The 15,316-nt window shown below is 49.2% G+C and carries 7 protein-coding genes; 6 read left to right on the plus strand and 1 reads right to left on the minus strand.

All coding sequences use genetic code 11. The features are described 5' to 3' along the window. The 3 genes from VK958_RS13345 to VK958_RS13355 form a co-directional block, all read left to right on the plus strand. A partial coding sequence (locus tag VK958_RS13345; protein ID WP_325242157.1) for a DUF2782 domain-containing protein occupies positions 1 to 183 on the plus strand: 183 nt, incomplete at its 5' end. Between the two features lie 46 nt (positions 184 to 229). Further along, a complete protein-coding gene (locus VK958_RS13350) occupies positions 230 to 1,156 on the plus strand; it encodes a homoserine kinase (RefSeq protein WP_325242159.1) in 927 nt (308 codons plus the stop codon). Between the two features lie 21 nt (positions 1,157 to 1,177). Beyond that, entirely contained in the window at positions 1,178 to 1,969 is a 792-nt protein-coding gene (locus VK958_RS13355) for a BPSS1780 family membrane protein (protein ID WP_325242161.1), read from the plus strand. Positions 1,970 to 2,074: 105 nt separating this feature from the next. Here the strand turns inward: VK958_RS13355 and VK958_RS13360 are convergent, their stop codons facing one another. After that, entirely contained in the window at positions 2,075 to 4,243 is a 2,169-nt protein-coding gene (locus VK958_RS13360) for a UvrD-helicase domain-containing protein (protein WP_325242163.1), read from the minus strand. Between the two features lie 521 nt (positions 4,244 to 4,764). On the opposite strand from VK958_RS13360, the gene VK958_RS13370 reads away from it, so the two are divergent. The 3 genes from VK958_RS13370 to VK958_RS13380 form a co-directional block, all read left to right on the plus strand. Then, on the plus strand, positions 4,765 to 5,244 hold the full coding sequence (locus tag VK958_RS13370; protein ID WP_325242165.1) for a tRNA (cytidine(34)-2'-O)-methyltransferase: 480 nt from the start codon (positions 4,765 to 4,767) through the stop codon (positions 5,242 to 5,244). A gap of 265 nt (positions 5,245 to 5,509) precedes the next feature. Continuing rightward, positions 5,510 to 14,050 (plus strand): GH36-type glycosyl hydrolase domain-containing protein, encoded by an 8,541-nt coding sequence (locus VK958_RS13375; RefSeq protein WP_325242167.1) that lies wholly within the window; start codon positions 5,510 to 5,512, stop codon positions 14,048 to 14,050. A gap of 379 nt (positions 14,051 to 14,429) precedes the next feature. Then, on the plus strand, positions 14,430 to 15,316 hold an 887-nt coding region (locus tag VK958_RS13380; protein WP_325242169.1), incomplete at its 3' end, for a GspE/PulE family protein.

A 15,316-nucleotide genomic window follows, 5' to 3' on the forward strand; every position in this document is an offset into this window, starting at 1 on the left:
CGTAAAGATGGTGAAAATGAGGTTGAGGAATACAGCATTAATGGAAATGTTTACATGGTGAAGGTGACGCCACCTAGTGGCAAACCTTATTATTTGCACCGCGAAGACCGCAATGGTGACTGGGTCAATGATGGCCCGACCCGTCCGTTGTCGGTTCCTAAATGGACTCTGTTCCGATTCTGATTCTAATCTTTGAGGCCTGCCCGAAACGGGCGGGCCTGTAAATCACATGTCTGTTTTTACCACCCTGAGTTTGGAAGAGGTACGCCAGTGGCTGGCGCCTTTTAATGTTGGCGAGTTGCAAGCTTTGCGCGGCATTGCCGCCGGTATTACCAATACCAATTATTTTGTTGAGACCAGCCAGGCGCGTTTTGTGCTGACGGTGTTTGAAAAAAATGATTTTGACGAACTGCCGTATTTCGTGCATTTGCTGGCGCACTTGTCACGGCATGGCGTGTTATGCCCAAGGCCTATTGCAGATGCTAGCGGCATCGCCTTGCACCGCATACACGGCAAACCTGCCTTGATGGTCAGTTGCCTTAAGGGCAGTGATGTCAGTAACCCAAACCTGGTACAGATTGAGGCAGTGGCACTCACTTTGGCGCGCATGCATTTTGCCGGGCTGGATTTCAATGATCAATCGCACAATCAGCGCGGACAAGGCTGGCGTGTGATGACCGCCCAGCAGGTCATGCCAAAACTGGCCCCGGTACAGCAACATTTATTGCAGGAAGAGCTCGAGTTCCAGCATAGCCTGGACTTGTCAGCGCTCCCGCATGGCGTCATCCACGGCGACCTGTTCCGCGATAATGTGTTATTTGATGGTGACAACCTGGGCGGCTTTATCGATTTTTACTACGCGTGTCACGATGTACTGGCTTATGACGTTGCGATTGCGGTGAATGAATGGTGTGTGGATGCGACTGGCGCGTTCGTGGATGAAAAACTGGCTGTATTTATGAACGCCTATCAATCCGTACGTGCATTCACACCTGCCGAAAAAACACATTGGCCTGCATTACTGCGACGTGCTGCCTTGCGTTTCTGGTTATCCCGCCTGTATGATTTTCACTATCCAGTCGCGGGTGAGTTGACACATGCCAAGGATCCGGCGCATTTCGAACGCGTGTTACTTAACCGTAAAGTTTTAAACTAAAAATATTAAAAAGGGAGAGTCATGACAGAAACCGGAACCCAACAGGGCTTACGCTGGGTGCGTGAAAGTCTGGCATTGTTTAAAACGCAGCCGCATATCTGGATGCTGTGGTCACTAGCTTATATCGTGATTTTCATGGTGCTGCCCTCGCTGCCTTTACTGGGCTTTTTAGGCTTGCTATCAGTGGTGATTTGGCCAGCTTGTATGGCATTTGTCGTTTTGCTATATCGCCAGGTGGATTTGCAAGGGCAAATGGTTCCTCGTGTTGTGTGGCAACAACTGCAAACGCATTTCAAAACACTGGTTCTATTGGGTGTTAGTTGCCTTGTTTATGCCGTGCTGGCGACGTACTTATTGAGCAGCGAGCTCGCTGCGCTGGTGGCACACGCGCCAACCAAAGCCGGGATGAATGAATCACAAATGACGCAGTTCCTGGAAAGCACACTGTCATTTGTGGTGAAAGTATTGCTTTTGCTATTGCCTTTATTCATCGCTACCTGGTTTTCGCCCATGCTGATTGCATTGAATGGCTACGATTTGCCAAAAGCCATTAAATCCAGCATTGCCGGCATGTTGAAATACACCATGCCCATGGGAGTGTCCTGGCTGGTAATGACAGTAGGCATGCTGGTGGTTATGCTGGGCTTAGGCCTGGTCATCGGGATTTTAGGCGCATTGATCCCCATGCTGGCGGAGTTGCTCATGCCATTGCTCGTGTTTGCCGCTTTGCTGGTGATCAATGCGTTGATGTTTGCATTCCAATACATCAGCTATAAAGATGTGTTCAGAGCTGCGCCAGTAATACCGACATAGCAGTTACTGAATAATAAAAAACGCCTGTATCCAGCAGGCGTTTTTTATTTGTTGATCTATATATTTTTTAAAATATATAAATGCTTCTGCTTGTTAAATGGGTATTTATATTTTTTCCAGCTTGGCGTACTCCAGCATCAGCGTTTTTAATCCCGCACTGCCGAAGTTGACTTTAACTGCCAGGTCGCTGGCGTTTCCTTCATAACTCACGACCACACCTTCACCAAACTTGTTATGACGAACGCCTTGGCCGATTTTAAAAGGGTAGCTCGCTTGCGTACTTTTTGCCGGTGTATATTGGCCGCCAGTAGCATACGATTTGGCAGTTGGTTTGCTATTGAGCCGTTTGGTCAGGTCTTCGGGAATCTCGTCGATGAATCGCGAAGCAATCCCGTAGCGCACTTGTCCATGCAGCATGCGGCTTTGGGCATGACTTAAATACAGGCGCTGACGGGCGCGGGTGACCGCGACATACATCAGGCGTCGCTCTTCCTCCAGCCCGCCATTTTCATAGGCTGATTGTTCGTGTGGAAACAAACCCTCTTCCACCCCGCAGATAAATACACTGTGAAATTCCAACCCTTTAGCGGCATGCACTGTCATCAGTTGTAATGCCTCATGACCAACATCCGCCTGATGATCCCCAGCTTCCAGGCTGGCGTGGTTAAGAAACTGGGTCATCAGGTCAGCATCTTCTTCCATATTATGGTGATTGCCCAAGTCGCGGTTGCTGAATGCCACGGCAGCAGTCACTAATTCCTGCAGGTTTTCGACCCGGTCTTCACCTTCTTTGTCATTCTGATAATGTGTCATCAGGCCACTCAAAGTGGTGACCATTTCTGCTGTTTCACCGAGGGTGATGCCATAGGCTTGATCTATCATATGGCGGATCAGCGCCACAAAACCATCCAGTCCTTTGCCACCTAATGTGCCTTGGCCCACTTTGTTGGTGGCTGCCTGCCACAAGCTGCATTCGTTCTGGCGTGCGGCTTCCTGTAGCTGCTCCAGGCCGCGGGCACCAATGCCCCGTGGCGGGAAATTGACGATGCGCAACAAAGCGGTATCGTCGTTGGCATTGGCAATCAACCGCATGTAAGCCAATGCATGTTTGACTTCAGCACGTTCAAAAAAGCGTAGACCGCCGTAGACACGATAAGGGATATTGGCCGAGAACAGCGAATGCTCCAGGATACGAGACTGCGCATTGCTGCGGTATAGCAAAGCGATGTCGCCTAAAGCCACACCTTCGTTTTGCAGCATATTCACTTCATCCACAATGAATTGGGATTCATCAGTATCGTTATAAGCTTCGTAGATACGGATTGGCTCGCCCTTGCCAGCGGAGGTCCATAAATTCTTACCTAGCCGATTACTGTTGTTGGTAATGATGGCATTCGCCGCATCAAGAATATTGCTGTGCGAACGGTAGTTTTCTTCCAGTTTGACAATGTTTTCCACTTTGAACTCACGCTGGAAGTCGGACATATTGCCAACCCGTGCGCCACGGAAAGCATAGATACTTTGGTCATCGTCACCCACGGCAAAAATACTGTTGTGCGCGCCACCTAACAGTTTTAGCCATAGATATTGCAAGCGGTTGGTATCCTGAAACTCGTCCACCAGGATATATTGAAAACGTTGCTGGTAATGTGCGCGAATGTGCGGTTCGCGTTGTAGTAGTTCATAGCAACGTAAAAGTAACTCTGCAAAGTCGGTCACGCCATCACGGTTACACTGCTGGTCGTAAGCGGCATAAATCTCCCTTAGTTTCTGGCTGTGGCCATCATATGCTTCCACTGCATCCGCGCGTAAACCTTCTTCCTTGCAACTATTGATATAGCCCATGACTTGCTTTGGCGGATATTTTTCGTCATCTACATTCATGATTTTCATCACGCGTTTGATGGCGGAAAGCTGGTCGGCAGTATCCAGTATCTGGAAAGTACTGGGTAATCGGGCTTCACGGTAATGAGCGCGCAACATACGGTTACACAAACCATGAAACGTGCCTGCCCACATGCCACGCGTGTTGATAGGCAGCATGCTGGTTAACCGCGTCAACATTTCTTTGGCAGCTTTATTGGTAAAAGTCACTGCCATGATACCCATGGGTGAAGTTTGGCCAGTCTGAATCAGCCAGGCAATGCGTGTGGTCAGTACCCGCGTCTTGCCACTGCCAGCGCCAGCCAGGATAAGTGCAGAAACATGCGGCAGGGTGACCGCTTGCAGTTGTTTGTCGTTCAGACCCTGTAATAAATCGATTTCAGATTGCATATCATTATTATCGCATGCTGATGCAATTCAGCAGAGAACACTGCATGCTGAAATTGATATTCATGGGCATAAATAAATTCGTGTGAACTTTCTAAATTGTGCGTACTCATACAAATACGATGATGATGAATCATCTTTCCGCTTCTTTCCTCCCTGAGCGGAAGCCTTTACGATGAGGCCTGTTGCCCCGATTTACCCCTTAATCGGGGCTTTTTTTATCCTTTTTTCAGGAGATGGTAGTTTTACGTTCTCCCTGGATAAACCCACCTGTCGCCAGTCCTCATTAAGCAGGATGGCAGCGGAGTTGGCGAGATTCAAGTTCCTGCTATGTGGCAGCCTGACACAATGGTCAGCTGTGAACAGTGCCTGGATGTCTTCTGGTAAACGTATGATATGCTTTCTTCTCGTTACCTATATAGACCGATTTTTGTGAGTGGTTTCATAGAATCTTTTATAAGACCTAACGTTGAGCGCTAACTTGTATATCATTATTTACTTACAATCCAAGACTAACAAAAAGTATGTCCGCTTTAATCAGTATCGCACTTTTCGAACCTAAAATTCCTCAGAATACGGGAAACATTATTCGCCTTGCAGCAAATACTGGCTTTTCTCTTCATCTGATTGGCCCAATCGACTTTGAATTCAATGATAAAAATCTCAAAAGGGCAGGTTTAGATTATCACGACATGGCCGAAATAAATATTTACTCAAACTATGATGAGTTTCGAACAAAGAATGAGGGCAGAAGAATCTGGGCTTTAACCACGAAGGGAACAAAGTTTTATCATGATGTTCAGTTTAAAACTGCTGACATCTTATTATTTGGTTCCGAGACCTCGGGCCTTCCAGACTCTGTGAGATCCCAGTTGCATGACCAGTTAATCAGAGTACCCATGTGTAAAGGTAATGTGAATAACCGATCATTGAATTTGGCGAATACTGTTGCTTTGGTGAGCTATGAGGCATGGAGACAGCTCGGTTTCAAAAATAGCATTTAATACCATTTATATTTCTAAGTAATTGATATTTCTTAGTAAGTAGTTTAGTAGCGCATTTTTAAAATTTGATGGCGCTTACAACTAGGTTCAGGTGAGCACTATCCGCTAGCAAGCCCACAGTCTAATTTTTTAATTATGTAGCAGTACATCACAAACAAGCCTAAACTGTATTTCCTCCCTTAGTCATTTAAGCATGTGTCTCGCAGTCTACATTCTTGAGCATTAAGCCCTAACCACAGCAGTTTCGCCCTTTAAAGGTCACGAATTGATACTCGATTGGTTTACGGATAAACGTTGCAAAACATCACCTTGGAATGACGTAACACCGATTCGAGAAGAGCTTTTCGGCATTGATCGGCTGGAGCAGCATGCTGAAAGTTTAGCCAAAGCCCAGGATGTGACCACAAGCCCTATCAGGGTGTTACCTTTGCAGAGTCGGCTGAGTCATAACGCGAGCGTTTTGCGTGGCACCTATCAGACAATCACCGCTGATCTGGAAAGTGGAAACGGTATTGTGCATGCGGCGGAATGGCTGCTGGATAATTATCACATTGTTGAAACACAAATTCGCGAAATACGTACGGCACTTCCCCCGGGTTATTACCATCAATTGCCCAAACTTTCAGGCGGCCCTTTTGCCGGCTATCCACGCGTATTCGGTCTTGCCTGGGCCTTTGTTGCACATACCGATAGTCATTTTGATCCTGATACATTACGTCAGTTTATCCGGGCCTATCAGCGAATACATTTGCTCACCATAGGCGAGTTGTGGGCAGTTGCCATCACCTTGCGAATAGTCCTGATCGAGAACCTGCGGCGACTGGGCGACCAAATCAATGAGGAGCGTGCCGCGAGGATAGATGCAGAACGATTAGCAGCAACCCTCTTGCAATCGGGTCGTTCGAAGGCTTCATTAGAGAAAGATATTTCCTCACGCCTTTCAGAGCCTTTATCCGATACATTTATTGTCCATTTATCCAAGCGTTTACGAGATCAGGATCAACGGACCATGCCTGCCATCACCTGGCTGGAAGAAATGGCCAAGAGACAAGGGCTGTCCCTTGATGACCTTGTGCAAAAAACGCAACAGCAAGAAGGCGCCACTAACGTCACCGTACGTAATGTGGTCACCAGCATGCGGCTCGCTTCTGATATTGATTGGGCAGAGTTGTTTGAAAGTGTGAGCCTGGTAGATGAACGTTTGAACCATGGGCATGATTTTTATGCCATGGATTTCTCAACGCGTAATGTGTATAGAAGCGCCATTGAACAGCTGGCTCGTGGCTCCAGGTATTCTGAGATTGAGGTCGCTGAGATAACGCTACAGCTGTGTCAGCAGGCACAGCAGTCGAGCGATGCGTCAACATTGATAAGGGCTGGCGAGCCTGGGTATTACCTGATTGCTGAAGGGCGAGATGCACTTGAGAAAGCTATCCAGTTCCGCACCTCGGCCAGGTTATTCATCAGCCGATTGAATCTACGCATGGGGATTGGCGGATATGTGGCTGCGATTGTATTGCTTAGCCTGTCGATGCTGGGACTCTCATTGTATTGGCTGCATTTGCTTGATCTGTCATCCCAGATGATGCTGGCCATAGCGGTTGTCGGTTTTATACCTGCGAGCGAGGCTGCTACAAGCCTGATCAATCGCTTTATCGTCTGGAGTGTCGCTGCAACGGCTTTACCCGGCCTGGAATTAAAATCAGGCATCCCCTCTTCATTGCGTACCCTGGTGGCGGTGCCCATTCTCCTCACCGATGAAACAGAGTTGATCAAGCATATTGAGCGGCTGGAAGTGCATTACCTGTCTGGCATCGGAGGCGATGTTTATTTTGCCATATTGTCAGATGGGGCAGACGCAGATCAGGAGCACCTGTCAGCAGATCTGCCGCTGCTGACACTGGCAGAGACATTGATTGAAAAGCTGAACCGTAAATATGCCGAGGATGATGATTTTATCCGGGTTACGCCGCGTTTCTTATTCCTGCATCGTAAAAGGTTGTTCAATGTTACTGAAGGCAAATGGATAGGCTGGGAGCGCAAGCGGGGAAAACTACACGAGTTAAATCGTTTATTGCGTGGAGCCACTGACACTACTTTCACTACAGTCGATGGTGCGCTGCCTGACCTGCCACAAGGTGTACGCTACGTCGTCACATTGGATGCCGATACCCGGTTACCACGAGATGTGGTTGGGAAGTTGGTTGGCAAAATGGCCCATCCCCTCAATCAGGCGATTTTTAGCGAAGCGGAAAAGCGCGTTGTGCAAGGGTATGGCATCTTGCAGCCACGGGTAACGCCTTCCTTACCGCTTAATTACGAAGGCTCTCTTTTTCAACGTATTTTCTCCGCACCAGGCGGTATTGATCCTTATGCGGCCGCGAGTTCCGATGTATATCAGGATATGTTTGGTGAAGGGTCTTATACAGGCAAAGGCATTTACGACATTGATGCGTTTGAATCTGCCTTGGACGGCAGGGTGCCAGAGAATGCTTTGCTAAGCCATGATTTGTTTGAGGGGATTTTTGCCCGTGCCGGCCTTGCCTCGGATATTGAAGTCGTAGAAGAGTCACCCACCCGCTATGATGTTTCCGCCAAACGACAACATCGATGGACCAGAGGGGATTGGCAATTACTCCCCTGGTTATTCAACTTTGGCCAAGAGCGAAATCTGACTATCGTTGGTCGCTGGAAGATGCTCGATAATCTGCGCAGGTCATTAGTTGCCCCCAGCTTTCTTGCCGTCATCGCATTGTGCTGGTGGTTGCCCTTGATGGTAGCCATGAAGGCCATGGTCATTATATTGGGTGCATTTGCGCTACCCACTATCTTGCCAGTGCTGTTTTCCCTGCTACCTCAGCGGCGCGACTTCCAGCTACGCAATCATTCGCGCAACCTAGTGAAGGACTTATGGCAAGCACTGTCTTACAACTTCTTATCAATCGCGTTGCTGGTAGATCAGTCATTGAGAATGGCGGATGCGATTGTTCGTACATTAGTAAGAGTATTCATCACGCGCCAGCATTTGCTGGAATGGACAACTGCAGCAACATCCAAAGGTAACCCTAGCTTGACCATGGCTGGTTTTTACAAGGAAATGGCAGCCAGTGTTGTATTTGCAATGCTCATTAGTGGTGGCACGCTGATGTTCAATCCGGCAGCATGGCCTGTCGTGCTGCCATTTTTTATATTATGGATATGTGCGCCATTCTTTGCTTTTGCTGCCAGTGCGACATCCGTTTCAAAAAATAAAGCCATTGATATTTCTGATGTCACCGCGAAATACTTAAGGCTCACCGCACGTCGGACCTGGCGTTTTTTTGAAAAGTTTGTGACGCCGTCTGATCATTGGCTGCCACCCGATAACTTCCAGGAAGAACCTGTTGCCGTCATCGCACACAGGACTTCACCCACCAATATCGGCTTATATCTTCTTTCTACAGTAGCAGCAAAGGATTTTGGCTGGACTGGCATGATAGAGACCATAGAACGGCTGGAAGCCACATTTTCTGTGTTGCGACAGCTACCCAAATATCGGGGCCATCTGTTTAATTGGTACGGCACGCTCGATCTTCAAGTGCTTGAGCCACCATATGTCTCCTCTGTGGATAGTGGCAATCTGGCAGGCCATCTGATCACGCTGGCCAATGCCTGTGATGAGTGGGTAGATAAGCTCACGATCGGGAATGCCAGGTCCGGCATGCTGGATCATTTGCTGCTGGCCGAGGATGCGCTTCTTGCGACGCCGATTGTCAATAGTGAAACTGGCCAACTGCTTTTGTCGCGTATGGATGAAATTGCGACGCACTTGCAAGACAGTCAACTGATGAATTCGCTACCGGCGTTGAAACGATTGAGTGAGAAAACAGCCTTGATCGTACGCAGTCTCATTCCTGTGAGTGATCAAGATAATCTGCCTGATGCTATTTACTGGCTTGAAGCCCTGACAAGGTCAGTCGCTTCCCATCAGCAGGATCAACTGCTCATACAGCAGGTTTCGGGTGCAGTGGTTCAGCGGCTTCAGGCGATATCAGCCAGTGCGCGTGACATGGCAATGTCTATGGATTTTGCGTTTCTGATCGAACCGGAGCGCAAACTATTATCCATAGGCTATAGTTTGCGCGACAACAGCCTGGACTCCAGCTGCTATGACTTGTTAGCTTCGGAAGCGCGTCTTGCCAGCTTGTTTACGATTGCAAAAGGAGATGTTTCTACCAAACACTGGTTTCGTCTGGGGCGGACGGCCACCCCTGTTGGCAATGGCTCGGCATTGATTTCATGGTCCGGGTCCATGTTCGAGTACCTGATGCCCTCCCTGGTCATGCGGGCCCCGGTTGGCAGTTTATTGGAACAGACCAACAAGTTGATAGTGGATAAACAGCAAGAGTATGCAAAGTCGCACGGGGTGCCGTGGGGCATCTCAGAGTCTGCCTATAATGCGCGTGATATCGAATTCACCTACCAGTATTCAAACTTTGGCGTGCCGGGCCTCGGTCTCAAGCGCGGTTTATCAGAAAATCTTGTGATTGCCCCTTATGCCACCGGACTTGCCACGATGGTGGATGCGACAAAAGCGCAGGAAAATTTTGCACATCTTGCCAGCATAGGTGCAGCAGGACGCTATGGTTTTTATGAGGCACTGGATTTTACGCCGTCCAGATTACGTGAGGATCAGAAAGTCGCGATTGTACGTAACTATATGGCGCATCACCAGGGCATGACGATTGTTGCTATTGCAAATAGCTTGCACGATGGTGAAATGCGCAACCGTTTTCACCGCGAACCTATGGTGCAGAGTTGTGAACTGCTACTGCAAGAGCGTATGCCTAGGGATATCGCCATTTCCTATCCGCGTGCGGAAGAGGTAAACATCGCAACTGATACCAGCGATCATGCGCCTTATGTGCGCAGGTTCACTGAAGTTCTATCGGCCAATCCGATTACGCATCTGCTTTCAAACGGCGCATATTCCACCATGATCACGGCCACAGGGGCTGGTTATAGTCGTTGGCACGATACCGCGATCACCCGATGGTCTGAAGATATCACCTGTGAAGAGGGTGGGAGCTTTATTTTTATTAAAGACATCGAGAGTGGAGGTATCTGGACATCAGCAGGCCAGGACATCCACCACGTAGCAGGCACATCAGGCACAAAAGCTAACGACATCATTTTCAGCGAGGCGCACGCAGAATTCATGCGGCATGATCATCACCTGATCACACAGATGGATGTGGTTGTTTCCGGGGAAGAAAACGCTGAGGTACGTCGCGTATCACTGACCAATAATAGCCGCCGGCCATATGAGCTTGAGCTGACCTCTTATGTAGAACTTGTATTAGCGACCACTGCCAGCGATAGGGCGCATCCTGCATTTTCAAAAATGTTTGTCGTCACTGAATACCTGGCGGAATTCGGCGCACTTCTGGCGACACGGCGCCTGCGTTCAGCGAGCGATACTCAGGTCTGGGCCGCTCATTTTTGCGTGGTAGATGCGGAAATGTCTGCGCCGCCGCAGTATGAGTCAGACAGAGCTCGGTTTATTGGTCGTGAAAGGACAGTGAAGTCGGCTGGCGTCATTACCAATGGTGAAAACCTCTCCAATACGGTGGGTACAGTACTCGATCCTGTATTTTCCCTGCGCAACCGGGTGATACTGGCCCCGGGAAAGGTCGCGCGGCTATCATACTGGACTGTTGTCGCCGCATCGCGGCAGGAGTTGCTGGATATCATAGATAAGCATCATGACCGCAGTGCTTTTGAGCGGGCACATACATTGGCCTGGACTTTGTCACAAGTACAAATGCGCTATCTGGATGTCACGTCAGAAGAGGCAGTAAACTTCCAGAAGCTCGCTGCTGCGGTTTTATATGCGGATATCCGTTTCAGATCCCATGCCGATGTCATCACACGAGGAGCGGGCTCTCAATCCGGGCTGTGGTCACAATCCATTTCCGGTGATCTACCCATTGTACTGTTGCGCATCGATGCGTTGGAGGATATGCCGCAAGTGCATGAGTTATTGCGGGCACAGCAATATTGGCGAATGAAACATCTATTTGTGGATGTGGTGATTATTAATGAACGTGCGTCATCCTATGTTCAGGATCTGCAACATGCCATAGAGACTGCTGTGCGAACCAGCCAGGCCAGGCGCCGCGAAGGTGAAAACCTGTCAAAAGGCGTTGCCTTTACCTTACGTGCCGATTTAATGAGTATGGAATCCCGCAGTATATTGCAATCAGTTGCCCGGATTGCTTTCACAGCCAGACGTGGACTGATTGCGGAGCAGTTGGCACGCATACCTCATTCAACCTACATTGCGCCTGGTATCCCAAGTCTCGTTAATCAGGCAGTTACGCATTATGAACAATTACCGTTGCCAACCGAGCTGGAGTTTTTTAATGGCTTTGGTGGCTTTGCGGAAAATGGTCAGGAATATGTGACCGTACTCACTGCTGGAAAAGTAACCCCGGCACCATGGATCAATGTCATCTCGAACGGCCAGTTCGGTTTTCAGGTATCAGCGGCGGGCAGCGGTTACACGTGGGCAGATAACAGTCGGGAAAATCAGATCACCCCTTGGTCAAACGATGCCGTAATGGACGCTTCCGGTGAGGTGTTTTATGTGAGAGATGAACATAACGGCATTGTCTCTAGCCCGACTGCTCAACCTATGCGTGATGATGGCGTTTATATTGCTAGTCATGGCTTTGGCTATAGCCAGTTCCAGCATATATCGAATGCGCTTGAATTGACCTTGCTGCAATATGTGCCATTAGACGATCCCGTCAAAATTTCGCGTCTATTCGTCCGTAATCTTTCCGAGCTTCCGCGCAGAATATCGGCTACAGCTTACACAGAGTGGGTGCTAGGGACTTCGCGGGCAGCATCTGCACCTTTCATTATGACTGAGATTGATAATGTCACCGGGGCGATGCTGGCCAAAAACCCATGGAGTATCTCGTATGCTAACCGGGTGACGTTTGCAGACCTTGTCGGGAAGCAAACCCACTGGACTGCTGATCGCACTGAGTTTATTGGCAGGTACGGCGATCTTTCTAATCCTGGCGCACTCTCTGACAGGCAGCCATTATCAGGCAATGTGGGGGCAGGGATGGATCCTTGCGCTGCCTTGCAGACAACCTTCTTTTTGGCGCCAGGAGAAACCATTGAGGTCACTTCACTGCTAGGGCAATCTCACTCTGTAGAAGATGCCAGAATTGTGATTGAGCGTTATCGTGAGAAGGATCTTGATCTGGTATTGCAACAGGTCAAGGATTATTGGCAAACGTTGCTGGGCGCTATTCAGGTAAAAACGCCTGATCGCGCCATGGATATCATGCTCAATGGCTGGCTACTCTATCAGACCATGGCATGCCGTGTTCTGGCACGGTCAGCTTTTTATCAAGCCAGTGGTGCTTATGGTTTCAGGGATCAACTCCAGGATTGCATGACCATGTCATTTGTCGCGCCTGAAATCAGTCGCCAGCACTTATTGAGAGCGGCGGGGCGGCAATTCGTTGAAGGCGATATGCAGCATTGGTGGCAGCCTCAAACCGGTCATGGTGTACGCACGCGTATTTCCGATGATTGCGTCTGGCTTGCTTTTTGTACCGCGCACTACATTGAATGTGCCGGCGACCTGGCGGTACTGGATGAAAGAGTCCCTTTTCTTGAAGGCCAGGCATTGCGTGAAGGCGAACACGACTGTTTCTTTCAACCCATGATAGGGGATGAAACCGCCTCTCTTTATGAGCATTGCGCGCGCGGCCTGGAGCGCTGCATACAGCTTACCGGGCAGCATGGCCTGCCATTGATTGGCACCGGCGACTGGAATGACGGCATGAACCATGTCGGCAAGGATGGGCGCGGAGAGAGTGTCTGGCTGGGCTGGCTGCTTATTCGCACCATCGCAACATTTGCGCCTTTAGCGTCAGCGCGCCACACCAAGGTAGATGATGCACGTGTCAAACGCTGGTATGCCCATGCCGAATCCGTCAGGCAGGCGATTGAGCAGGAAGCCTGGGATGGGCAATGGTACCGTCGTGCAACATTCGATGACGGCACCTGGTTGGGATCAAGTGCAAGCGAAGAATGCCAGATCGACTCGATTGCGCAGTCCTGGGCAGCACTCTCAGGCGTAGCCGATCCAGAACGCATTGAAAAGGCGATGGCATCGCTGGAGCAATACTTGATAAGGAAGACAGATGGACTGGCCTTGTTATTCACGCCTCCATTTGATCAAACACAGCACGACCCGGGGTACATCAAGGGTTACCCGGCTGGTTTGCGGGAAAACGGCGGTCAATATAGCCACGCGGCCATGTGGACAGTCCTGGCATTCGCCAAGTTAGGCCATGGAAGTAAAGCTGCAGATTTATTTGCCATGCTTAATCCGATTAATCATGCACTTGATGAGGCAGCGGCAGGGCGCTATAAAGTAGAGCCTTATGTGATTGCTGCAGACGTATATTCAGTCGCCCCTCATACAGGAAGAGGCGGCTGGACTTGGTATACGGGCTCGGCCGGGTGGATGTACAGAGCCGGTATAGAAGGCATCCTGGGAATCAGGCGAGCAGGTAATCACCTGTTAGTGAAGCCATGTTTGCCTGAGCGTTGGCCAGCATTTGAAGTGGAAATTAATCTTCAACATACACAATATAGCATTCGTATTGAAAATCACGGCAGTGTGGGCAGCGCAATCTCTGGTGGAACATGGCATGGCATTGGATTGCTCATTGAAGATGGAACACTGCAACTTCCATTAAATGGAGGCACACATGCGCTTGTAATAAGATGCTGAGTGATTAAAGCAGGTCATTACCAAAGGCGTAAGAACAGGCTTAGTAATACTTATCTATGGTCACTGAAACCATCTGAGATGATTCAGGATGAATCTTGCAGAATTTCACTAAGTTTGAAATTCAGTAAATTAAATTCCCTCAGTTAATTTAGTCGGGCTGTATGCGGCATATCCCTGACGCCATGCTTGATCTAGGTTTGACAACCAACAAACCATTATTTTAAAACCAGATATTTGTTTCTGCAGCCCGTATGGGAGAAATTTCTTGCTTGAAAAGCACGATATGAAACATTTTTTGCGGTTTGTTTACAAACGTAGGATTAGAATGTTGGTGATATGATAGACCGAAAAGTCTACTAAGATAAATAATTACAACGCCATGGCACGTCCCGAAAAAATCAGATTAGGTGAAATTCTGGTCAGACAGAATTTCATGACCCAGGAAGAGTTAGATCAGGCGCTGGAAGAGCAGCGCAAGACCGGACGACGCCTGGGCCGTGTCATCGCCGACAAAGGCTTTGCCAATGAACGGCAAATTGCCGAAGCGGTAGCGCATCAGCTGAATATCCCTTTCCTCGATTTGGGTCAGTACGAACTGGACGCCAAACAGGTACAAAAGCTCCCCGAAGTACAATCGCGCCGCTTTCGCGCCATCTTGCTGGAGGAACGTCCCAACAGTTTCCTGATTGCGATGGTCGATCCCTCCGATGTCTATGCCTATGACGAACTGGTGAGGTTGCTTAAACGCGACATTGATATTGTCGTGGTGCAGGAAAGTCTGCTGATGCAGACGATCGATCGCTCTTACCGGCAAACCGAACAAATCTCGTCACTGGCACTGGAGCTGCAGGAAGACCTGGCTGCTAGCAATGTCGACCTCGCCAGCCTGATGGGTGTGGACCTGGGCATTGATGATGCGCCGGTCGTTAAATTGTTACAGACTATTTTTGAAGATGCGGTCCAGGTGCGCGCTTCAGATGTGCATATTGAGCCACAGGAAAACAAACTGCTGATCCGCTTCAGGATTGATGGCGTCATGCATTTCCAGACCCAGGCAGATATGAAAATTGTGTCTGCCCTGATCATGCGCCTCAAAATCATGGCCGGCCTGGATATTTCCGAGAAACGCCTGCCGCAAGATGGCCGTTTTGGCTTTACCGTCAAAGGCCGGGCGGTGGATATGCGTATTTCTACCATGCCTACGCAGTACGGCGAAACGGTAGTGATGCGGTTGCTGATCCAGAATACTTCGCACTTTCAGCTGGA

It is taken from the genome of Methylophilus sp., assembly GCF_035460085.1.
Taxonomy (GTDB): Bacteria; Pseudomonadota; Gammaproteobacteria; order Burkholderiales; family Methylophilaceae; genus Methylophilus.

Bases quoted from the DNA above. Each gene is read 5' to 3' on its own strand.
- VK958_RS13350 (WP_325242159.1), top strand. From the start codon at position 230: ATGTCTGTTTTTACCACCCTGAGTTTGGAAGAGGTACGCCAGTGGCTG.
- VK958_RS13360 (WP_325242163.1), bottom strand. From the start codon at position 4,243: ATGCAATCTGAAATCGATTTATTACAGGGTCTGAACGACAAACAACTG.
- VK958_RS13370 (WP_325242165.1), top strand. From the start codon at position 4,765: ATGTCCGCTTTAATCAGTATCGCACTTTTCGAACCTAAAATTCCTCAG.
- VK958_RS13355 (WP_325242161.1), top strand. From the start codon at position 1,178: ATGACAGAAACCGGAACCCAACAGGGCTTACGCTGGGTGCGTGAAAGT.